The organism is Nakamurella leprariae (genome assembly GCF_016918035.1).
In the GTDB taxonomy this organism is placed as follows: Bacteria; Actinomycetota; Actinomycetes; order Mycobacteriales; family Nakamurellaceae; genus Nakamurella; species Nakamurella leprariae.
On sequence record NZ_JAERWK010000005.1, the window covers coordinates 63,324 to 84,378 of the forward strand.

Below are 21,055 nucleotides of genomic sequence, written 5' to 3' on the forward strand. Positions count from 1 at the left end.
GCACGTGGCCACCTTCCAGCAATGGCGCTCCGCCGCCCGCCCCCGCACCCTGCCGGCCGCGATCGCGCCGGTCCTGGTCGGCACCGGCGGGGCCATCGCCCTGCACGGGTTCTCCGCGTGGCGGGCCGCGCTGGCGCTGCTGGTGTCGCTGGCCCTGCAGATCGGTGTGAACTACGCCAACGACTACTCCGACGGCATCCGCGGCACCGACACCCAGCGCGTCGGGCCGATGCGGTTGGTCGGATCTGGCGCGGCCGAGCCGCGGACGGTGAAGCTGGCCGCCTTCGCCTGCTTCGCGGTGGCCGGCCTGGCCGGTCTGGTCCTGGCCGCGGTGACCAGCTGGTGGCTGGTGCCGGTCGGTGCGGCCTGCGTGGCCGCGGCCTGGTTCTACACCGGCGGACCCCGCCCCTACGGCTACGCCGGATTCGGCGAGGTGTTCGTCTTCGTGTTCTTCGGTCTGGTCGCGGTGCTCGGCACCACCTACGTGCAGGCCGAGCGGCTGTCGCCGCGGGTCCTGGTCGCGGCGCTGGGCATCGGCCTGCTGGCCTGCGCGCTGCTCATGGTCAACAACGTCCGCGACATCCCCACCGACGCCGCGTCCGGCAAGCGGACTCTGGCTGTGCTGCTCGGCGGCCCGGCGGCGCGCCGGGTGTACGTGGTCATGGTCGTCGGCGCGTTCGTCGCGGCGGCCGCACTGGCCTTCGGCAATCCCTGGACGCTGCTCGCCCTGCTCGCGGCACCACTGGCCGTGCCGCCGATCCGCACGGTGCTCACCGGGGGTCAAGGACGCGAGCTGATCGGGGCGCTGGGCCAGACCGGCCGGCTGGAGTTCGTCTTCGCGGCACTGCTCGGGATCGGGATGGCGCTCAGCGCCTGACGGAGGCCGGGCCTCAGCTCCAGCCGGAGCGGCGGCGCAGCTCGGCCCAGCCCTGCTCCAGCCGCTCCGCACGCCGGGCCGCGTCGGCGGCCAGGTCCTGCTCGCTCTGCGCTTCCGGCCGGGGCGGTGGCGGTGCTGCCGGTGGGGGCGGCGTGGTGAGCGCTGTGCCGCCCAGGGCCGCCACCTCGGCGGACCGCTCGGCCGGGACGTCGTCCAGCGTCACCGTGCCGCCGCGGGTCAGCCGCAGCACCACCGCCGGAACCCCCGGCTGCGGCGCGGCCACCGACGCCACGTCCGGCCAGCGGATCACCGGGTGCCGCCGCCGCCAACGCCGCTGGATGCCGGTCGAGTCGATGACCGTGGGCGGCAGCACGAACCGGGCGGCGGCCTGCATCCAGAACACGACGGCCAGCAGTGCGCCGCTCCACGTCTGCAGCCAGATCGACCAGATGATCACCCAGGCCGCCGCGGCGACCAGGACGGCGCCGGTCGTCAGCTTCGAGCGGCGCGTCACCGGGGCGTGCGTGCCGACGATCCGCGTGCCGTCGGTCCCGTCCTCGGCCACCGTCCACACCTACCACTGGGAACGATCTTCGTCACCGGATCCCCGCCGGATTCGCCGGTCCGGTCGCCGGGATCGCTGATCCGGACGTGTCTCTGGCCGCCCAGGCCTCGCTCCGCACACCGACCCGGTCGTCCGGATCCCGCGCTCCGTCGGATGCCGCGACGCCCACTTGGGTCCGCCCGCGACCGTCGGCCGATCCAGCCCCGAGGGCGCCGTCGACGGTGGTCCCGACGCCGGACCGCACCAGGCCCGATGAGGAGGAACGATGAGCAACCCCGAGATGCCCGGCCTGCCCGCCCGGTCGTCGGCCCGGACCCTCCAGGGGGTGGGTCCGGGCCGACGCGTCAGCCTGTGCCGTCAGCCGGCGGGCCACACCCCGCTGGTCAGGAAGTCCCGCACGGTCCGGGCCGGGCCGGCCAGGTCCCAGCCCTGCGCCGCGACCCAGCCGTCGTCGTAGTAGGTGTCGGCGTAGCGCTCGCCGCCGTCGCACAGCAGGGTGACCACCGAGCCGGTGCGGCCCGCCCGGGCCAGCTCGGCCACCAGCGAGAACGCCGCCCACAGGTTGGTGCCGGTGGACGGTCCGACCCGGCGGCCGAGCACCGACTCCACCTCCCGCATGGTGGCCACCGACGCGGCGTCCGGCACCTGCACCATCCGGTCGATGGCCTGGCCGACGAACGACGGCTCCACCTGGGGCCGGCCGATGCCCTCGATCCGGGAGCCGGGCGCGGTGACGGTCGGATCTCCCGCGACCCAGGCCGGGTAGAAGGCGGACCCCTCCGGGTCGGGCACGCACACCCGGGTCGGGTAGCCGCGGTAGCGGACGTACCGGCCGATGGTCGCGCTGGTCCCACCGGTGCCGGCGCCGATGACGATCCACTCCGGCACCGGGTGCGGCTCCAGCCGCAACTGCGTGAAGATCGACTCGGCGATGTTGTTGTTGCCGCGCCAATCGGTGGCCCGCTCGGCGTGGGTGAACTGGTCCAGGTAGTGGCCACCGGTCTCGTCGGCGAGCCGCCGGGCCTCGGCGTAGATCGCGGCCGGTTCGGTCACCAGATGGCAGCGCCCGCCGTGCGACTCGATGAGGGCGCACTTGCGCGGTGAGGTGCGGGCCGGCATCACGGCGATGAACGGCAGCCCGATCAGCCGGGCGAAGTAGGCCTCGGACACCGCGGTGGATCCGGAGGAGGCCTCCACCACGGTCGAGTCCGGACCCAGCCAGCCGTTGCAGAGCGCGTAGAGGAACAGCGACCGGGCCAGCCGGTGCTTCAGTGAGCCGGTCGGGTGGGTCGACTCGTCCTTGAGGTACAGCTCGATGCCGGGCTCGTCCGGCGCCGGGGTCAGCCGGGGCAACGGGAACCGAAGCAGGTGGGTGTCCGCGCTGCGCTGGGTGTCGGCCTCGATCCGGCGGACCGCGTCGGCCACCCAGCGGCGGTGCGGCTCGTCCGAGCGGTCCAGCGACGCGGACGCGACGGCCTCCTCGGAACCGGTCACCGCGGCCCGGCTCACCGTCCGGGGCCGGTCGGCCGGGCGGCCGGCGGATCCACGGGGCCGCCACCCGGCTCGGCACTCGGACCGGCGCTCGGACCGGCGCTGAGAGCGGCGCTGCCTTCCAGCGCGGCGCGCAACCGGTCGCGGTCGGCCCGCCGGTGCCGGGACGCACCCGCGATCGCGTCGTTCACCCGGCGGCGCTGGCGCCCGAACACCACCCAGGCCAGCGGCAGCTGCAGCACGATGGCGAACAGCGCGGCGACCACCAACGGCATGAAGATCGACAACAGGGCGGCCAGCGCCACGATCAGCACCACCCGCAGCAGCGTGTACACGATCAGGTCGCGACCCAGCCGCGGTGTCGAGGATGCCGACGACGGGCCCGACGAGGACGCCGGCGGTGCGCCGGAAGGACTGGGCGGAGCGGACCGATCCGGCCCCGACGGCATCACGGACGGCTGCGGGTCGACTGGTGGTTGCGCACTGGGTGACACCCGGCCGAGGGTAATCGGCAACCGGTCCCGCCGTTCCGCTGCCGCACGTGACGTGAGCAGTCGTTGACGGTCAGTTGATCACCGGTTCGGCGCCACCCGGGTGGACGCATCGCCGCGCGAGTGGCGTCATCCATCACGTTCTGTTGTCGCAGCGTTTCCGGATTTGACCGGTGTACCCGGTTCGGCTGCTCGACCGAGTGAGCCCGGAGGAGCACAATGGGCGGGCCTGTCCGCTTCGGTCGAGCCACGGTGCCTGCAATCACCGCGGGCGACACCGCCGCGGAAGGCACTACGAGGCCAGTCGGGGACCTAAGTGGAGGTGGCGCGTGACCATTGAATCGTCAGAGCGACTGTTGACGCCGGGTGAGGTGGCGTTGATGTTCAGGGTGGATCCGAAGACCGTGACCCGATGGGCGTCGGCCGGGCGGATCGGCTCGATCCGGACTCCCGGCGGACACCGCCGGTTCCGCGAGTCCGAGGTGAGCGCCCTGCTCGCCGACCTCACGATGGAGGCGTCCCGCACGAGCGCCTGAGAGAAGGCGCGGAGCGGGACAGCACCGCATCGGACGCCGCTCCGGCACCGTCGATCACGACGGGCCGGGGCGGCGTCCGTCGTTCCGGCCCGTGCCCGGCGCCGCCGCCGGGCCGGGCGGGCACGACGGTCGGGATCACGATCGAGCCACTACCACGACCGTGTGCATCGGACCCCCAGCCACTCCGGCGAAACGTGCGTAGTCTTGTGGACGACGAAGGAGGCGCCGGATGTACATGCTCGTGGCCATCGCCGTGACGGTCCTGGTGATCGCGCTCGCCTGGCGTGGGCTGGGAGCACAGACCAACGCCCGCACCGAGGCTGGCCCGCGCCCGCCGCGGCCCACCCGTCCGCAGCAGCCGCCGCGGATCATCGCGCCGGACGACGACCCCGAGTTCCTCGGCGAGATCGACCGGAAACTGCGGGGCGAGGACAAGAGCGGCTGAGCGGCTCACTGCCCTCCGATCGCCGCAGCGGCACCACGACGAAGGCCCCCGATCCAGCGGATCGGGGGCCTTCGTCGTCCTCGGGTCCGATCAGTTCAGACCGGCGTACGAGTGCAGCCCCGAGACGACCATGTTGATGAAGAACAGGTTGAAGATGATCGACGCGAACCCGACCACCGCGATCCACGCAGCCGGCCGGCCCCGCCAGCCGGCGGTCGCCCGGGCGTGCAGGTAGCCCGCGTACAACACCCAGGACACGAAGGCGCAGGTCTCCTTCGGGTCCCAGCCCCAGTACCGGCCCCACGCCACCTCGGCCCACAGGGCCCCGGCGATGAGGGCGAACGTGTAGATGGGGAAGGCCACGATGGCCGTGCGGTAGGCGATGCGGTCGAGCGAGGCCAGCGAGGGCAGCCGGCTCAGCAACGAACGATCGGCCGCCACGCTGGTGACGCTCCCCGGGAAGACGTCGCCGCCACCCGGGGCCGCGGCCGCGTCGGTCACCGCGCGCTGATCGGCCACCAGTCGCCGCTCGTAGCGGGATCGCAGCAGATAGAGCACGGAGGCGGCCCCGGTGACCAGCAGGATGCTGGACGAGATCGACACGGTGGAGACGTGGATCCACTTCCAGTACGAGTTCAGGGCGGGCACCACCGGGCCGGCCGGCACGTACAGCACCGAGAAGGCGACGCCGGCCAGGATCGTCACCGGCAGCAGCACGAACAGGCCCAGGGCCCGGGCCTTGGTCCGGGCCAGCACGATCAGCCAGCAGACCATGGCGATCGCGCAGATGGCCGAGGCGTACTCGTACATGTTGGCCAGCGGCAGCCGGGAGACGGCCAGACCGCGGAAGAGCACGGAGAGCAGGTTGGCCGCCGTCGCGACGACGGTGACGACGACCGCCGCGGTGCCGAACCGTTCGGCCATCGGCCGCGCGGTGCGCCGCTGGACCGTCCCGATGTGGCCGGGCGCCTCCAGCGTCGTCGTGCCGCCGGCCCGGGCCGCCTGCCGGATCCGGACGCTGGCCGCCTCGGCCTCCGTCGGGACCGCGCCGCGTCGCGCCGCGAAGTCGATGGCGTAGCAGGCCAACGCGACCACGTACCCGGCCAGCGCCGCCTCGAACGCCAGGTCCGACCACCGGGCCAGCGCCTCGTTCACCATGCCGCAACCCGCCTTCCCGTCGCGCGTTCCCGCGCGCCCCTGAGCATTCTGCCCTACCGCCCGGACCGGGCCCCGGGCTCGACCGGGCGGTCCGGCAGCGCCGCCAACCGGTCGAACTCCTCGCCGTAGCCGGCCTGGTCGGTGCGGGCCAGCCCACCGACGTGGACCACGCACCGGGGCCGGGCCGACTCCGATCCCGCGTCGTCGAGCACGGCGATCCGGTACCAGACCCGGCGTCGCTTGATCACCAGCGAGATCATCAGGCCGATCAGCAGCAGTACCGCGAAGACCAGCGCCCAGGTCTGGGCCGGGTCGTAGGACGTCTGCAGGGACACCCACTCGCGGAACCCGGTGAAGGTGATCACGGTGCCGTCGTCGAGGGTCATCGACTCGCCGATGGCCAGGTTGGCCCGGTCCAGCTCGACCAGCTCGCCGTTGTCGACCTGGTCGGTGTCGATGGTGAACACCGACTGCGCGGTGCCGTCCTCGGTACCCAGGTCACCGCGATACGCCTGGATGGCCACGGCCGGGTCGGTCGGCTCCGGGAAGACGCTCACCAGGAAGTTCCCGTCCTGCAGCCATGCGGTCGGGGCGAACAACCCGACCAGGGCCAGCTGGTGCTCCCGCACCTCGTCGCCCACGTACCCGGGCGGGTCGGAGATCTTGACCGCGCCACTGGACAGGAAGTTCGGGTCGCCGTTCTCGGGCTGGAAGGTCTGCTCGTACTCCCGCTGGGTGCCGTCCGGCCAGGTGACCTGGAACTGCGGGGTGAAGCCGTGGCCGAGCAGGTACAGCCGTTCCCCGCCCATCCGCAGTGGGTCGTTGACCTGCAGGTTCGCCGGGTGCCAGACGTCGCTGAAGACCTCGTCCCCGGCCTGGTACTGCACCCGGGCGTCGAACTCGACGGCCTGGCCCAGGTCGGTGTAGCCGGCGTGGAACGAGTCGACCTGCACGCAGAACGGCGACAGGTCGGTGCCGTCGATGGTCAGCCCGGGCCGGAAGTTGTCGTAGTTGGCCGGCGAGCTCGAGCAGAAGACCGACGGGTTGCCGTCCAGGTCCTGTCCGGCGTTCAGGATGACCGAGCCCTCGTAGCCGAACAACCGGCCGGCCGCGATGGCCAGCAGCAGCCCGAGGAGCGACAGGTGGAACACCAGGTTGCCGACCTCGCGCAGGTAGCCCTTCTCGGCCGAGACGGTGACGGAGGAGTCGGGCGAGCGAGGCACGAGCGAGCCCGGGCTCCGACCATCAGACGCTGCGCCGGCACCCGTCGCACCGCCGGCGCGCACCGTCCGGCGCCAGCCGCGCAGGCCGGCGTCGATCCGGGCCGCGACCTCGTCCGGTGTGCCGGTCACCTCGACCCGCGCGTGGTGCGGCAGCCGGGCCAGGTTGCGCGGCGCCGCCACCGGCGGGGTGCGCAGTTGCTGGGCGAACTCCCAGCACCGGGGCAGCAGGCAGCCGACCAGCGAGGTGAACAGCAGCAGGTAGATGGCCGAGTACCAGGGCGAGGCGAACACATCGAAGAACCCGAGCCGGTCCAGCCACGGGCCGAGCGTCGGGTGGTCGAGGAGGTACTGGGCGGTCTTGCTCTGGTTCAGCGACCACTGCGGCAGCAGGGCGCCGGGCAGCGAGGCCAGCGCGAGCAGGAAGAGCAGCACCAGTGCGACGCGCATGCTGGTCAGCTGCCGCCACAGGTTGCGCAGCACGGCCAGCCCCCGCCGCGGCAGGTTCGGTCGTCGGTACGCCGGGGGGCCCGCCGGGTCGCTCGAGGAACCTGTCGTCGTCGCCGTCCCGCTGCTCACAACACCGTCCCGAACTGCGCGGTGTGCACGCGCAACCACGCGATGAACTCGGCCCACGCGCCGCTGACCATGAGGACGCCGAGCAGCACGAGCGCGCCCGCCCCGATGAGCTGGATGACCCGGCTGTGCCGGCGCAGCACGCCGACCGCCCGGCCGGCCCAGCCGAAGCCGAAGGCCAGCAGCAGGAACGGCAGACCCAGGCCCAGGCAGTAGCAGATGACCAGGGCGAAGCCACGCCAGGCGGCTCCGCCCCAGTCGGTCGCCCCGGCCAGCCCGACGACCCCGACCAGGGTCGGGCCCAGGCACACCGTCCAGCCGAGGGCGAACACCGCGCCGAGCAGCGGCGCCCCGAGCACTCGGCCGGTCGGTCGCAGGTGCAGTCGGCGCTCCCGCTGCAGCGGCCGGACGAGTCCGGCCATGACCAGGCCCATCACGATGGTCACCGCGCCGCCGACCCGCATCAGGGTCTCTTCGTTGGCCAGCAACACGTGGGCCAGGCCCAGCACGCCCCAGGCCTGGGCCAGGAAGACGACCGTGAAGCCGAGCACGAACAGCCCGGTGGCCAGCACCAGCCGACGCCGGGAGGTCCGCGCGGCCCGCCGGTCGGCGGTGATCAGGATTCCCGGCTGACCCGCGGTGGCTGCGGCGGTGGTGCGCTCCCCCACCTCGGCGCCGACCAGCCCGGCCAGGTACGACAGGTAGCCGGGCACCAGCGGCACCACGCACGGCGAGGCGAAGGAGATGAACCCGGCCGCCACCGACAGTGCGGCGGCGACGATCAGCGGCCCGTCGGACACGGTCTCGGTGACCGCCGGGGCCGCGGCCAGCGCGACGCCGGTCAGCTCCGCGGCGGACAGCACCTCACTCGCTCCCGACGATGGACTTCACCGCGGCGACCAGTTCCGTCCGGGTGACCGGGCGCAGCCAGATCTGGGCCACCCGGTGCTGCTGATCGAGCACGATGGTCGACGGGATGCCACTGGTCGGGTACCCGCGCAGCGAGAGCATGGTGCGCATGGCCGGGTCGAAGATCGACGGGTACGGCGTCTGCTTGGCCGCCTCGAAGTCGGCGGCCGGGGCGCGGGAGTCCTTGACGTTCAGGCCGATGAACTGCACGCCCAGCGGGGCCAGTTCGGTGGCGGCCGCGTTCAGGTCGTCGGCCTCGGCCCGGCACGGGTTGCACCAGGAGCCCCAGAAGTTCAGCACCACGGCCTGGCCCGGGTAGTCGTCCGTGGAGATGGTGACGTCCGCGTCGTCGACCGACGATCCGCTCATCGGCGAGACCGTCTTGCGCTCGTCCTCCGGGTAGCTCAGCTCGACCTTGCCGTCCGGCGAGACGAAGGTGAACGACCCGCCGTAGACGGCGGCGTCGTCGCCGGTGGAGCAGCCGACCAGCACGGCGATCGCGGCCAGCAGCAGCGCGACCAGCGGCCGGGAGCCGCGACGCTGCCGCCTGGTGGTGCCGTTCATCGCCTGCCTCCGCCTCGGGTCGGTCCGTCGGTGCCGGACGGCTCCACGCCGCCCGGGTCGGCCGTCCCCTCCAGGGTGCCGTCCGCCGTGGGGTCGTCGGGGGTGATCCCGGTCGCGTGCGGTTCCGGATCGTCCACCGCCGCGATGTGCCCGGCGGGTTCCCGGTAGCTGACGCCGACGAAGACGCCGTCCTCGAAGTGCAACGAGGTGAGCGAGGCGACCGCGCACTGCCGGCTGCGCGGGTCGTGCCAGAGCCGGTGCCCGGTCAGGTACCGCCGCACCGTCCAGATCGGCAACTGGTGGGAGACCAGCACCGCGTCCCGCCCGGCGCCGTGGTGGTCACGGCTGTCCAGCGCGTCCAGCGCGGTGTAGACGGCGCCGAGCATCCGGTGCGCGATGTCCAGGTACGGCTCGCCCCAGGACGGACGCAGCGGGTTGCGCAGCCACGGCCACTTCGACGGGTGTCGGAGCAGCTCACCGGTGGTCGTCCGGGCCGTCATCCGCCGGCCCTCGAACCGGTTGCCGGCCTCGATGAGCCGGTCGTCGGTCACCAGCGGGACCCCGAACTCGGCCACCAGCGGCGCCGCCGTCTGCTGCGCGCGGACCAGGGACGACGCGGCCAGGTAGGCCAGGTCGATGCGGCCACCCGCGCCGCGCTCGCCGGCCAGGTCCCGGCAGACCGCTTCAGCCATGGCCTGCCCCGAGCCGGCCAGCACGTACCCGGGCAGCCGGCCGTACAGGATGCCGGACGGGTTGTGCACCTTGCCGTGCCGCAGCAGGTGCACCGTGCCGGTGCGAGCGGTGTCGGTCATCGGGACCCACCGGATCCGACCACGGCCCCGGATCGCAGCGGAGCGCCCGCCGGTTCCGGGACGGACCGGTCGGCGCGCATCCGCACCAGTGCCGTACCGGTCAGGACGGCGGCGATGCCGGCGACCAGCGCCGCGCCGGCCGCCCCGGTGATCCATCCCGGCGACAGGTGGACCAGCCGGGTCGTCCCGGTCACCGTGGTCACCATGTCGGTCCGCACGCCGGCGAACACCGCGAGCACCGCGCCGACCGTCCCCAGCACCGCGACCAGGGCACCGATCAGCACCGCCGACCGGGCCTGGGGCGTCGACGGCGCGACCGCAGACCCCGACGTCACGAGCGCGCTCGCCGCCGCAGCACCTGGAAGTACCGGCTGCCCGGCCCGATCAGCGTCAGGGCGACGGAGGCGAAGAGGAACAGCGTGGCCACCAGCAGCGGCAGGCTCTGCAGACCCAGCAGCAGCGTGCTCGCCACGAGCACGACGGCCGCGGCGATCACCATCCGGCGGCCGACGATCTTCTCGCGCAGCATGAGCACGGCACCGACGATCGACAGCAGACCGAACACTCCGAAGCTGATGCCCAGGATCGTGTTGGTGGTCTTGTAGTTCGAGTAGTCCTCGTCGCCCCACGGCTGCTGGTCGCGGCAGAAGTCGACCCAGGCCTGCTGCTCCTGGTTCGGGTTCTCCGGCACCACCACGGCCTCGCCGCGGCCGCCGACGCGGTCCTGGCACTCGGCCAGGCGGTCGTCCACCCAGGTCGCTGCCTCGCGCGCCCCGGTGTCCACGGTGGCCACGGACGCGACCCCGACGAACAGCAGCGCGAGGCCGGCCACGATGGCCAGCACCACCGACAGCAGCACGGTCCACGGCCGGGCGAGCGGCTTGCCGTCGTCGTCGGGCAACGGCGGTGGGGTCATCGCCGCCCGGAAGGAGTCGAAGAAGCCGGGGCGTCGAGTCGGTTCCCCCGAGGCAGCGCTCATGAGCTGAGAATCTACCGGCCGGAACGGTGCGCGACGGCGTCCGCGCGAGTGGGGGAACGCACGAAGCCCCCGGGGTCCACCCCGGGGGCTTCGTGGTGACCGGCGATCAGCCGGTGCGAGTGGAGGACCTAGGAATTGAACCTAGCAAGGCGTCCCAAGTACGCATCCCCCGTGATCGGTGCCAGCAGAACGTATCACGCTGAGTACACGGCTGGCAACCCGACCTTGATCAGCCGCGCGCCATCACCTGCGCGGCCCGGTGACGGCCGGCGGCCTGGAAGTACTCGTTGGAGGCCGGCAGCCACATCAGGACCAGCGCCAACACCGACAGCACCGGGCCGATGAAGTCCCAGGCCTGACCGGAGCGGTAGCCGGAGAACAGGCTCAGCAGGCCGAGGACGGCGAACACGGTGATGACGATGCGTGCCCAGTTGCGGCCGGCGCGCATCTTGAAGATGAAGAGCAGCCAGACCGCGCCGATGATGAGCGAGATCACGAACGCCACCCACTGGGTGACCTGCACGAGCTGATCGAGGCTCATCGTGGTGTTGCTGGTGTCGGTGACCTCGAGTTCCTCGCGGAGCCGGCGCTCGACCGGCCCGGTGAACACCAGCAGACCGGTGACGATGATGGCGATCGCGCTGATCAGATACAGCACGAAGGCGCCGGTGACGGTGCCCGGCGGCTTGGGCGCGACGGCGGTCATGGAGTCGCCGCCGGGATAGCCGGGCGGCGGGCTCATCGGGTAGCCGGGCGCCTGGTAGGCGGGATCGCCGCCGGCGGTCGGGGCGCCCCAGGTCCCGGACGTGTCGCCCGGAGGTGGCGGTGCAGCGGTCATGACGGTCTCCTCGAGGAAGATGCCGGCTGCGGAGCGCGGATCCCCGCGGACAGGAGCCGACACGGTGGGTCAGCTGTGGAGGACGGACTCGTCGAATCCGCCACTCACCCAGCGTAACCGCAACTACTACATTCTGTGAAGACGCGACGTCAGACCGTATGTCCGCTCCGACCGAGCAGATCAGCCACGCAACAGTTGCATGGCCCGGTACTGCTTGGACTGGTGGAAGTACTGGTTGGACGCGGGCACGTACATCAGCACGATGGCCACCGCGGCGATCACCGCGCCGATCCAGTTGCTCCCAGTGCTGGTGGCCTCGAAGACCTCGCCATTCACCGTGACGGACGCCCTGGTCTGACCGGACAAGCCGCTGAGCACGGTCAGCGCGCTCAACACGGTCAGCACGATCCGCGCCCAGTTGCGCCCGGTGAGCATCTTGATCGCGAAGAGCAGCAGCAGTCCGGCGATGACCACTGCGAACGCGATGACCAGCACACGGGCGAAGGTCACTGCCGTGTCGACGTCGATGGTGGTCTGCGACTGCCGGGCCGCCTCCTCCACGGCGCGGTCCCACACCGAGCTGGTCATCACCACGACCGCCGACACGACGACCGCGACGATGGTGAGCAGGTGGCAGACGAACGCCCCGGTCACCGAGCCCGGCCGGGAGGGTGGCGCCGGCATGGCGTTCCCGCCGCCGTACGGCGCCCAGCCCCCCGGTCCCTGACCCGGGTACTGCTGGTGGGCCTGCGGGTTCGGGTACTGCCCCGGCTGGCTCGGGTACCCGCCGGACTGCGGCGGCTGCCACGCCCCGGACGGCTGCCAGGACTGGCCGGACTCGGGCTGCTGCGGATTCCCCGGGCTGCTCATCGCCGGAGCCTAGCCAGCACGGGCGGGTCAGCGCCGCCCGGTCAGTCCTGCCGGGTCAGTGCTGCCGGGTCAGCGCCGCCGGGGCGCCTTGCGCGGCGGCGGCAGGGTGCCGGCCGCCCGCAGCTGGGTGGCGTGCTCGGCCAGGCACTCGACCATGGCCACCAGGTCGGCGTGCTCCGGCTGCACGTCCACGCGCAGCCCGAACTCCCGCGCCGTCTCGGCCGTCTTCGGGCCCAGACACGCGACGATCGACCGGGTGTGCGGCTTGCCGGCGATGCCGACCAGGTTGCGGACGGTGGAGGCGGAGGTGAAGCAGACGGCCTCGAACCCGCCGCTCTTGATCGCCTCGCGGATCGGCGCGGCCGGCGGCGCGGCCCGCACCGTGCGGTACGCGGTGACGTCGTCGATCTCCCAGCCGCCCTCGCGCAGCCCCTCGGCCAGCGTCTCGGTCGCGATGTCGGCCCGCGGCAGCAGCACCCGGTTGACCGGGTCGAGGATGTCGTCGAACTCCGGGAAGTCGTCGAGCAGCCCGAGCGAGGACTGCTGCGAGGTGGCCACCAGTTCCGGCCGGATGCCCCGCTCGGCGACCGCGGCCGCCGTGGCGTCGTCCACGCAGGCGATCCGCACGCCCGAGAAGGCCCGGGCGTCCAGGCCGAACTCGGTGAACTTCTCCCACACGGCGCGGACCGAGTTGATCGAGGTGAACACGACCCACTGGTAGCGACCGTCGACCAGGCCCTTCACCGCCCGCTCCATCTGGGCGGGGGTGCGCGGCGGTTCCACCGCCACGGTGGGCACCCGCTGCGGGATGGCGCCGTGCGACCGCAGCAGGTCGCTCATCACCTCGTGGTTGTCACGGGTCTGCGGGATGAGCACGCGCCAGCCGTACAGCGCGCGGGACTCCCACCAGGACAACTTGTTCCGCTGACCGACGCCACTGCCGACGGTCACCACCAGCGGCCCGTTCAGGTCGCGGGCCAGCCCGCCCAGGGTGGCCAGGGTGCCCTCCACCGTGCGCTGGCTGGGCAGCGTCGCCCCCGACGTCACCGCGGCCGGCGTCTCTGCGGCCAGCCCGGACTCGGCCAGCAGCGCGGCGGTGTCGGCCAGGTGGCCGGCCGAGGCGTGCAGCACGAGCGTCCCCGGGGCTGCGGCGAGCGCGTCCCAGTCCGAGGTGGTGCGCACGTCGGCGACGGTGTGCACCGACCCGACCGGGATGCCCGAGTACGCGGCCGCGGCGGTGGCGGCCAGCCCGGGCACCACGTCGAACGCGACCGAGGTGCGGGCCACCGCCTGCAGTTCGGTGAGCACCGGATCGGCGGTGAAGACGTCACCGGCGACCAGTCGGACGACCGCCCGGCCCGCCTTGGCCGCCGCCACCAGCGCCTTGGCCACGTCACCGGGTTCGCCCACGGCGGGGCAGATCTCGGCCTGCGTGGCCAGCGCGGTCACGTCCTCGGACACCTCGGGGTCGGTGTAGACGACGCCCGCCGCGGCCAGGGCGGCACCGGCCCGGACGGTCAGCAGGCCGGGGTCACCGGGTCCCGCCCCCACGAACGTGATCCGGCCACCGGTCCTGCGCACTCGGGTCATGTCCTGCTCCTTGCAGACGACGGGACGCCGGTGCGCAGCGACGCCCGCAGGCGACCACCTCGCACCGACCGGGCTACGGACAGATCCGGCCGCACCGGGGCGGCCGGGCCGAACGACGACACCCGCACGGGGCAGACCCGGAACCAGGACCGAGGTCCCGTCGTCCGGCTGCGCTGCACGGATGTCGAGACGATCATCGACGCACCACGACCGCGCCACCGGCGGAACCGGCTGGCTCCCGGTGCGTCTCGTGGAACGCGAGCATCTGGAGTTCCAGGGCGAGGTCGACCCGGCGGACCTGCACGTCGGCCGGCAGGTCGAGCGCGGCCGGGGCGAAGTTGAGGATCGACCGGATGCCCGCGTCGACCAGCGCCTCGGCCACCTGCTGCGCGGCCCCGGCCGGGGTGGCGATCACCCCGATGGCCACGTCCGCCGCCCGACACACGGTGGCCACGTCGGCGATGTCGTGGACCTGGAGACCGGCGACGGTGCCACCGATCCGCTCCGGGTCCGCGTCGAACAGGGCGGCGATGGTCAGACCGCGCCCGGTGAATCCGGGGTACCCGGCCAGCGCCTGGCCGAGATGACCGACGCCGGCCAGCGCGACCCGGTACCGGCGGTGCACGCCGAGCACCTGACTGACCTGGCCGATGAGCGCCTCGACCTCGTACCCGACCCCGGGGGTGCCGCAGGGGCCGACGAAGGAGAGGTCCTTGCGCAGGGTGGCCGAGGTGACGCCGGCCCGGCGCGCCAGGTCGGCGGACGACACGGTCCGCGTGGTGAGATCGCCGAGCACCTGCAGATAACGGCTCAACCGCGCGGCGGAGGCCTGCGGGATCGGACGGGCACCGGAGCGGGCGGGCACGGCGACGCGGCGAGCAGCGTCCTCGTGGACGTCACCGACCTGCGTTGCCACCCGAAAGCCTCCATGGCGGGACGGACCCACCGGCGCCGGGGCGACCCTGGTGTGATAGGCCGCCGGTCACCGAAGCCTAGTCACAGCGACACGCCGGTACCAAGTCGTCGCCGACCACTCGTCCCAGCATCTGGGAACGGCCGCTGACCAGCGCATACCGGCGCCGCGGACACCCGGAAGATGATGTCGGGCAGATCACTTCGGATCGACGAGCGGTCGACCAACGGTCGACCGGCACGCGAATTCCACCCGGCCGGAGCCGGCGAACCGGGCCAGTGCCGGACCGGAGCCGGACCGGTGCCGGACGCTGGCGGACCCGGGCGAAGATGGATCGATGACCGCTCCCGCCGACGCCGCCCGCGTCGTCCTGCACACTCGCGTCGACTGTCACCTGTGCGCCGAGGCGCGCGCGGTCGTCGGCCGCGTCTGCGCCGACATCGGCGAGCCGTGGGTGGAGGTGGACGTCGACAGCGACCCGGAGCTGCAGGCCGAATACGGCGACCGGGTCCCGGTGGTGGTGGTCGACGACGTCGATCACGCCTGGTACGAGGTCGACCCCGACCGGCTGCGACAGGCGCTCACCGGATGACCGGGACCGGCCGGTCCTGACCGGCGTTCAGAACAGGTCGTCGTCGGTGTCCGCGCGACCGCGCTCGCGACGGTCGTCGGTGGCCGGCAGCCGACGGCCCAGCTCGTCCAGCGACGAAGCGGTCTCGGGCTCCGTCTCGGGCGCGGCCCCCGGGGCCGGCTCGGTCCCGGTCTCGGTCTCCGTTGCGGACGCCGTCCCCGCCCCGGTCGATGCCGACTCCGCCGTGCCGCCGGCGGGCGGCAGATCCGGCTCCGGCGTGGTGGTCGGCGGCTCGGCCGGGGTGTCGGCGGTCCGGCGGCGGCGCTCCCGCCTGCGCCGCTCGGACGGCGGCGCAACGCTCGACGCGGTCGACCCGCGCTCCCCGGTTCCGGGGTCGCCCGCGTCCTGAGCGGGCTCCACAGGGGCGGGCACCAGGGTCAGCCGACGGACGGACTCCGGTCGGCGCCGGGACCGACGCCGGACCTCCGTCCGGTCCACCCGCCCCAGTTCGGTGTGCGGCAGCTGGTCGACGGTGATCACCGCGGTCGGCCGCTTGAACGCGGGCAGCCGCTCGGCCAGCCAGCCGGTGAGGGCGTCCACGTCCAGCTCGGCGCCCGGCTCCGGCACCAGCACGGCCACCAGGGCGGCCCCGCCCGACGCGGCCGGATCGCCGTCGGGAGCCGGCGCGTCCAGGCTGATCAGTGCGGCCTCGTGCACCGCTGGGTGTTCGAGCAGCACGTCCTCGACCTCGGACGGCCAGACGGTGAACCCGGCCACGGTGACCGTCTCGGCCGCCCGGTCGACCAGCACCAGGGTGCCGTCGTCGTCCAGGTAGCCGAGGTCGCCGGTGACGAACCAGCCGTCATGGTCGGGCCCGTCCTGACCGTCCGGCCAGTACCCGGAGAACAGGGTGGGCGACCAGACCTGGATCGGGCCCAGCTCGTCGTCCACGTCGATGTCCGCACCGAGCTCGTCCAGCCCGACCCGCTCGGCCGGCGCGGCCGCCGGGTCGGGTGGCTCCGCAGCGCCGCCGTCCGTGACCGGGTCGGGGTCCGCGACGACGACCGGGCGGTCCTCGCCGGCCGGGTCCGCGGGTCCCTTCGCGGCCGGCGTGTCGACCCGGTCCCGCGCGCCGTGCGCCGGCTCCACCGGGTCGGCGGCGCCGACGATCCGGATCCGCACTCCCGGCACCGGCCGGCCGACCGCCCCCGCCCGACGGTCGTCCGGGATCCCCCGTCCCGCGTCCGGACCTGGGTCCGGAGCGCTGCCGTCCGGCACCGGGACCACCGAGAGTTCCTGCGACAACCCGGCACTCGGCCGGGCGGCGGTGCTGACGATCACGCCGCAGGTCTCGGTCAGGCCGTAGCCGCGGTGCACCGGCCGGCCGGTCACCGACCGGGCCAGATCCCGGTCGATCTGGTCGAGCGAGGCCGTGTTCGTGGTCATCGCCCGGACCGATCCCAGCGCCGACTCGGCGTCGGGATGGGTGAACAGGCGGTGGTACAGCAGCGGGGCCCCGGGGAGGATGGTCACCAGCTCCCGCCGGATCAGCTCGAGCACCCCGCCGGGATCCTCCGGGCCCACGTCCGCCGGCACCAGCACGGCCGTCCCGCCGACGGCGGCCACCGGCAGCAGGGCGTGCGCCCAGCCGGTCAGGTGGTGCAGCGGGGTGGCCTGCAGGGCGCGGTCCCCCGGCTGCCAGACCCCGGGCAACCGGCCGGCCAGCTCGACCGCGGCCAGCACCGCCCGATGCGACACCATCACCGGCCGGTGCCCGCGGTTGGCCCGGGCCAGCAGGACCAGGTCCTCCCCACCGGCCGCCGCCGGCACCGGAGCGGGCACCGGTCCCGACCACCACGCCGTCACCTGATCCGGATCGAGCCGGTGGCGCTGCAGGTCGTTCCGGTCCAGGCCCGATCCGTCCCCGTCCGGGCTGACGTCGTCCGGTCCGGCCAGCACAGCGGACGCGTCGACCAGGTCGGCGATGGCCGCGGTGTCGCCGCGGCCCGGTGCGATCGGGACCGCCACCAGGCCGGCCCGGGCGGCAGCGAACAGGACGAGCACCAGGTCCTCGGTGGAGGGCAGCGCGACGACGATCCGGTTGCCCGGGCGCAGCCCGGCCCGGGCCAGCGCGACGGCGGCCCGGTCGGCCGCGACGTCGAGCTCGGTCCAGGTCACGCTCCGGGCCACCCCGGCCAGCGCGGTCAGGCCACCGGTGCGGCGGGCCGCCTCGCGCAGCAGATCGGCCACGTTGCGGCGGTCGACACCGTCCGCAGCGGCGTCGGCATGGGCGCCGGCTCCAGGGCCGGCGACCCGGTCCACGTCGGCGGGCTCGGCATCGGCGGCTTCGGACAGGCTGGACACGGTCCCATTGTTCCCGCCCGTGCCGACGCTCCGTCACCGCCCACACCGGTCCCGCTGTCCGGGCGGGTGCCCGGCGTCCCGACCGCCGGCGCAGCTGCGCTCGGTGACGCCTCCCGCGGCGTCGACGCCGGGGATGTCGGGATCGGGGCCGATACTGTGGTGGACCGCGTTGGGGTGGACGAGCGGCTCCGTCGACGAACCAGGGGGCGAGTGTGACGCGAGGCAGGTCGCGGCTGTTCGGCGCCCGCGCCGGGCGGACCGAGATCGCCGGGGAGGCCTCGGCCGAGGCCGCCTACCAGGCCGCCCACGGGGAGCACAGCACCGCCGGGACGCCGGGGGGCCTGGAGACCACCGGCGACCTCGAACCGCTGGAGCCGGCCCCGGCGACCCCGCCGGTCACCGACCTGACCGCCGGTGCCTTCTTCGACGTCGACAACACGATCATGCAGGGCGCGTCGGTCTTCCACTTCGCCCGCGGTCTGGCCGCCCGCGACTTCTTCTCCACCGGCGACCTGCTCCGGTTCGCCGCGCGGCAGGTCCGGTTCCGGCTGTCCGGCGAGAACCTGCACGACGTGTCCGACGCCCGGGAGCAGGCGTTGTCGTTCGTGGCCGGCCGGCAGGTGTCGCAGATCGTCGAGCTCGGCGAGGACATCTACGACGAGCTGATGGCCGACCGCATCTACCCGGGCACGCTGGCCCTGGCCCGTCAGCACCTGGCCGCCGGGCAGCGGGTCTGGCTGGTCACCGCGACCCCGAGCGAGCTGGCCCAGATCATCGCCCGCCGGCTCGGGCTGACCGGCGCCCTGGGTTCGGTGTCCGAGGTGGACGGCGACACCTACACCGGCGCGCTGGTCGGTGAACTGCTGCACGGTCCGGCCAAGGCGGCTGCGGTGCGGGCGCTGGCTGCCCGCGAGGGCCTGGACCTGCGCCGCTGCACCGCCTACTCGGACTCGGTGAACGACGTTCCGATGCTGTCGGTGGTGGGCACGGCCGTGGCGGTCAACCCCGACGCGGCGCTGCGTGACGTCGCACGCCGACGCAACTGGCAGATCGTCGATTTCCGCACCGGCCGCAAGGCCGCCCGCATCGGACTGCCGTCGGCGCTGGCGGTCGGCCTGGCCGGCGGCGGTGCCGTGGTGGCGCGGCGGTTGATCCGGCCCCGTTGATCAGCGCTGACCGGGCGGCTGACCGGGCGGCTCAACCCAGGAACGGGTGACCGCGCCGCAGCAGCAGTCGGTACAAGGTCTGCTGGATGGTCTCCCGCACCCGGTCCGTCAGGCCGAACACCACCATGGGGTCGTCGGCGGCCCCGTCGGGCAGGTCGTCGGTCGGGATCGGCTCGCCGAACTCGATGATCCACTTGCTGGGCAGCGGCACCGCCCCCAGCGGTCCGAGCAACGGGAAGAACGGCGTCACCGGGAAGTACGGCAGACCCAGCGCGCGGGCCAGCGGCTTGAGATTCCCGATCATCGGGTAGATCTCCTCGGCGCCCACGATGGACACCGGGATGATCGGCACCCCGGCCTGCACGGCGGCGCTGACGAAGCCGCCACGGCCGAACCGCTGCAGCCGGTACCGCTGGGTCCAGGCCTTGCCCACGCCCTTGAAGCCCTCTGGGAACACCGACACCAGTTCACCGGCGGCCAGCAGCCGCTCGGCATCGGGGTTGCAGGCCAGCGTGTTGCCGCCGCGCCGGGCCAGGGTGCCCAGCACCGGGAGGTCGAACAGCAGGTCGGCGGCCAGCACCCGCACCACGCGGTGGGCCGGGTGGTGTTCCCGCACCGCGACCGCGGTCATCACGGCGTCGATCGGGACGGTGCCGGAATGGTTGGCCACCAGCAGCGCCGCACCGGTCATGGGCAGGTGCTCGAGCCCGAGCGCCTCGACCCGGAACCAGCGCTCGAACAGCAGCCGCAGGGGCGGCAGCAGGACGGAGTCGGTGAAGTCGGCGTCGTAGCCGAACTCGTCCACCTGGTAGTCACCGGTCAGCCGGCGCCGGGCGAACGCCAGCGCGTCGGCCAGGGTGTCGCGCCACCCACCGCCGGCGGTCGGGATCGGCTCGTCGAGTCGCTCGGACTCGGCGCGGGGCTGGTGGGCGGTCATCGGCTGTGTCCTCGGGTCAGGCGACCCCGGCGGACGCCGGGTGCGTGGCCGTCGATGCCGATCAGGTGCCGGGCCGGACGGGTGGATCGGGCCCCCTCGGGCGAGCCGGCCGGGGCCGGGCGTGACACCGGCGCGGGCCGGGCACCGGCCAGGTCGGCCAGTCGCACCTCGGCGGACCGGACGGCGGCGGCGGGCAGCACCGGCGGCAGCGACCGGGCGAAGTCGTCGAACGCCTCGGTGGTGGACATGCGGGGCGTGAAGCCGATCTCCCGGTGCAGACGTTCGGTGTCCATCACCCGCGGCCGGGTCAGATCCCGCAGTTGGGCCGGGGACAGGTTGCGGACACCGACCAGCCGGGCCACCGCGGCCAGGGACCGCAGGCCGGTGAGCGGCACCGGGACGGGGATGCGGCCGGTCCGGTGCACCGCCTGGTGCAGGGTCAGCACGCCCTCACCGGCGACGTTCACCGCCCCGGAGAAGTCGCCGAGCACCAACCGGTGCAACAGGGCCACCGCGTCCAGCTCGTGCAGCACCTGCAGCCGCGGATCCCGACCCAGCGGCACCGGCACCAACGGCGACAGCGAGAAGTACCCGGTGAAGGGAGTCCGCACGGACGGCCCGACGACCTCGGCCAACCGCGGGACGGCGACCCGGACGTCGGGCCGGCGACGCATGAAACCGCGGACGTAGCCCTCCATGTCGGTCGCGTCGCGGGCGGCGCCGGCGCCACCGAGCACCTCGGCGTCGGCCTCGCCGAACACGGCCGGGTCGCGGGTGGAGCCGCCGTAGACCGCGGCGGTCGACCGGACGATCAACGACCGCACCGATGGGGCCCGCTGGCAGGCGGCCAGCAACTGCATGGTGCCCAGGACGGTCGTCTCGAAGGTGGCGCCGGCCGGGACCCGGGCACTGGGCGGCGGCGTCAGCCCGGCGGCGTGGACGACGGTGTCGACACCGGCCGCCTCGATGACCCGGTGGACCACCGGGTTGCGCAGGTCGACGCGGGTGAACTCGGCCCGACCCAGGCGGGCGCGGGCCGCGGCGTCGGGCGACACCGCGTCCACGCCGATGACCTTCTCGACCCGGGGATGCCGGGCCAGTTGGCCGGCGAGCGCGGAGGCGACGAACCGGCTGACCCCGGTGACCAGCACCACGGATCCCGCCACGTCGCCCTCCGATCGAT

Annotated in this window: 22 protein-coding genes; 5 read left to right on the forward strand and 17 right to left on the reverse strand. The window is 73.6% G+C overall.

Going from position 1 to position 21,055, the window contains the following annotated elements; translation table 11 throughout:
* Positions 1–4: 4 nt before the first annotated feature.
* Positions 5–877 carry a 1,4-dihydroxy-2-naphthoate polyprenyltransferase gene (locus tag JL106_RS03125; RefSeq protein WP_205259230.1) on the forward strand — a complete coding sequence of 291 codons (873 nt, stop codon included), beginning with the start codon at positions 5–7 and terminating at the stop codon, positions 875–877.
* Positions 878–890: 13 nt separating this feature from the next.
* On the opposite strand, the gene JL106_RS03130 is transcribed toward JL106_RS03125, so the two are convergent.
* From JL106_RS03130 to JL106_RS03140, 3 genes are all read right to left on the reverse strand, one after another.
* Positions 891–1,442: a hypothetical protein gene (locus tag JL106_RS03130; RefSeq protein ID WP_205259231.1), complete on the reverse strand. Its 552-nt coding sequence runs from the start codon at positions 1,440–1,442 to the stop codon at positions 891–893.
* Positions 1,443–1,799: 357 nt separating this feature from the next.
* Positions 1,800–2,936, reverse strand: coding sequence for an L-cysteine desulfhydrase Cds1 (cds1, locus tag JL106_RS03135; protein ID WP_205259232.1), 1,137 nt, complete (start codon positions 2,934–2,936; stop codon positions 1,800–1,802).
* A gap of 11 nt (positions 2,937–2,947) precedes the next feature.
* Positions 2,948–3,268, reverse strand: coding sequence for a DUF4229 domain-containing protein (locus tag JL106_RS03140; protein ID WP_205259233.1), 321 nt, complete (start codon positions 3,266–3,268; stop codon positions 2,948–2,950).
* 485 nt (positions 3,269–3,753) lie between these two features.
* On the opposite strand from JL106_RS03140, the gene JL106_RS03145 reads away from it, so the two are divergent.
* Complete coding sequence (locus JL106_RS03145) at positions 3,754–3,960, forward strand: BldC family transcriptional regulator (protein ID WP_205259234.1); 207 nt, start codon at positions 3,754–3,756, stop codon at positions 3,958–3,960.
* Between the two features lie 229 nt (positions 3,961–4,189).
* Positions 4,190–4,405: a hypothetical protein gene (locus JL106_RS03150; RefSeq protein WP_205259235.1), complete on the forward strand. Its 216-nt coding sequence runs from the start codon at positions 4,190–4,192 to the stop codon at positions 4,403–4,405.
* 90 nt (positions 4,406–4,495) lie between these two features.
* Here JL106_RS03150 and ccsB read toward each other — a convergent pair whose 3' ends face one another.
* From ccsB to JL106_RS03205, 11 genes are all read right to left on the reverse strand, one after another.
* Positions 4,496–5,563, reverse strand: a complete 1,068-nt coding sequence (ccsB, locus tag JL106_RS03155) for a c-type cytochrome biogenesis protein CcsB (RefSeq protein WP_236006647.1) — start codon at positions 5,561–5,563, stop codon at positions 4,496–4,498.
* A gap of 53 nt (positions 5,564–5,616) precedes the next feature.
* Positions 5,617–7,362 (reverse strand): cytochrome c biogenesis protein ResB, encoded by a 1,746-nt coding sequence (gene resB / locus JL106_RS03160; RefSeq protein WP_328841144.1) that lies wholly within the window; start codon positions 7,360–7,362, stop codon positions 5,617–5,619.
* Positions 7,359–8,222 (reverse strand): cytochrome c biogenesis CcdA family protein, encoded by an 864-nt coding sequence (locus JL106_RS03165; RefSeq protein ID WP_328841146.1) that lies wholly within the window; start codon positions 8,220–8,222, stop codon positions 7,359–7,361. Before JL106_RS03165 ends, resB begins: the two co-directional genes overlap by 4 nt.
* Position 8,223: 1 nt before the next feature.
* On the reverse strand, positions 8,224–8,832 hold the full coding sequence (locus JL106_RS03170) for a TlpA family protein disulfide reductase (protein WP_205259236.1): 609 nt from the start codon (positions 8,830–8,832) through the stop codon (positions 8,224–8,226).
* On the reverse strand, positions 8,829–9,644 hold the full coding sequence (locus JL106_RS03175; RefSeq protein WP_205259237.1) for a histidine phosphatase family protein: 816 nt from the start codon (positions 9,642–9,644) through the stop codon (positions 8,829–8,831). Before JL106_RS03175 ends, JL106_RS03170 begins: the two co-directional genes overlap by 4 nt.
* Complete coding sequence (locus tag JL106_RS03180; protein WP_205259238.1) at positions 9,641–9,979, reverse strand: hypothetical protein; 339 nt, start codon at positions 9,977–9,979, stop codon at positions 9,641–9,643. The genes JL106_RS03175 and JL106_RS03180 overlap by 4 nt, the downstream gene beginning before the upstream one ends.
* Complete coding sequence (locus JL106_RS03185; RefSeq protein ID WP_205259239.1) at positions 9,976–10,623, reverse strand: hypothetical protein; 648 nt, start codon at positions 10,621–10,623, stop codon at positions 9,976–9,978. The genes JL106_RS03180 and JL106_RS03185 overlap by 4 nt, the downstream gene beginning before the upstream one ends.
* A 229-nt stretch (positions 10,624–10,852) precedes the next feature.
* Complete coding sequence (locus tag JL106_RS03190; protein WP_205259240.1) at positions 10,853–11,461, reverse strand: DUF4064 domain-containing protein; 609 nt, start codon at positions 11,459–11,461, stop codon at positions 10,853–10,855.
* Between the two features lie 180 nt (positions 11,462–11,641).
* The gene (locus JL106_RS03195) at positions 11,642–12,331 is read right to left on the reverse strand and encodes a hypothetical protein (protein WP_205259241.1); all 690 of its coding nucleotides are present in this window, start codon (positions 12,329–12,331) and stop codon (positions 11,642–11,644) included.
* 69 nt (positions 12,332–12,400) lie between these two features.
* On the reverse strand, positions 12,401–13,921 hold the full coding sequence (locus JL106_RS03200) for a bifunctional uroporphyrinogen-III C-methyltransferase/uroporphyrinogen-III synthase (protein WP_205259242.1): 1,521 nt from the start codon (positions 13,919–13,921) through the stop codon (positions 12,401–12,403).
* Positions 13,922–14,114: 193 nt separating this feature from the next.
* Positions 14,115–14,837, reverse strand: a complete 723-nt coding sequence (locus tag JL106_RS03205; RefSeq protein ID WP_328841150.1) for a redox-sensing transcriptional repressor Rex — start codon at positions 14,835–14,837, stop codon at positions 14,115–14,117.
* Between the two features lie 334 nt (positions 14,838–15,171).
* On the opposite strand from JL106_RS03205, the gene JL106_RS03210 reads away from it, so the two are divergent.
* A complete protein-coding gene (locus JL106_RS03210; RefSeq protein WP_205259243.1) occupies positions 15,172–15,426 on the forward strand; it encodes a glutaredoxin family protein in 255 nt (84 codons plus the stop codon).
* A 27-nt stretch (positions 15,427–15,453) separates the two neighbouring features.
* On the opposite strand, the gene JL106_RS03215 is transcribed toward JL106_RS03210, so the two are convergent.
* The gene (locus JL106_RS03215) at positions 15,454–17,769 is read right to left on the reverse strand and encodes a class I adenylate-forming enzyme family protein (RefSeq protein ID WP_205259244.1); all 2,316 of its coding nucleotides are present in this window, start codon (positions 17,767–17,769) and stop codon (positions 15,454–15,456) included.
* Positions 17,770–17,981: 212 nt separating this feature from the next.
* Here JL106_RS03215 and JL106_RS03220 point away from each other — a divergent pair, with 212 nt between their 5' ends.
* Complete coding sequence (locus tag JL106_RS03220; protein ID WP_328841153.1) at positions 17,982–18,935, forward strand: HAD family hydrolase; 954 nt, start codon at positions 17,982–17,984, stop codon at positions 18,933–18,935.
* 31 nt (positions 18,936–18,966) lie between these two features.
* Here JL106_RS03220 and JL106_RS03225 read toward each other — a convergent pair whose 3' ends face one another.
* Positions 18,967–19,959: a lysophospholipid acyltransferase family protein gene (locus tag JL106_RS03225; RefSeq protein WP_407940084.1), complete on the reverse strand. Its 993-nt coding sequence runs from the start codon at positions 19,957–19,959 to the stop codon at positions 18,967–18,969.
* Entirely contained in the window at positions 19,869–21,038 is a 1,170-nt protein-coding gene (locus JL106_RS03230) for an NAD-dependent epimerase/dehydratase family protein (protein ID WP_328841155.1), read from the reverse strand. The genes JL106_RS03225 and JL106_RS03230 overlap by 91 nt, the downstream gene beginning before the upstream one ends.
* Positions 21,039–21,055 lie beyond the last annotated feature (17 nt).

Coding starts and splice junctions, on each gene's coding strand:
- JL106_RS03150 (WP_205259235.1), top strand. CDS start 4,190: ATGTACATGCTCGTGGCCATCGCCGTGACGGTCCTGGTGATCGCGCTC.
- ccsB (WP_236006647.1), bottom strand. CDS start 5,563: ATGGTGAACGAGGCGCTGGCCCGGTGGTCGGACCTGGCGTTCGAGGCG.
- JL106_RS03170 (WP_205259236.1), bottom strand. CDS start 8,832: ATGAACGGCACCACCAGGCGGCAGCGTCGCGGCTCCCGGCCGCTGGTC.
- JL106_RS03175 (WP_205259237.1), bottom strand. CDS start 9,644: ATGACCGACACCGCTCGCACCGGCACGGTGCACCTGCTGCGGCACGGC.
- JL106_RS03185 (WP_205259239.1), bottom strand. CDS start 10,623: ATGAGCGCTGCCTCGGGGGAACCGACTCGACGCCCCGGCTTCTTCGAC.
- JL106_RS03190 (WP_205259240.1), bottom strand. CDS start 11,461: ATGACCGCTGCACCGCCACCTCCGGGCGACACGTCCGGGACCTGGGGC.
- JL106_RS03195 (WP_205259241.1), bottom strand. CDS start 12,331: ATGAGCAGCCCGGGGAATCCGCAGCAGCCCGAGTCCGGCCAGTCCTGG.
- JL106_RS03200 (WP_205259242.1), bottom strand. CDS start 13,921: ATGACCCGAGTGCGCAGGACCGGTGGCCGGATCACGTTCGTGGGGGCG.
- JL106_RS03210 (WP_205259243.1), top strand. CDS start 15,172: ATGACCGCTCCCGCCGACGCCGCCCGCGTCGTCCTGCACACTCGCGTC.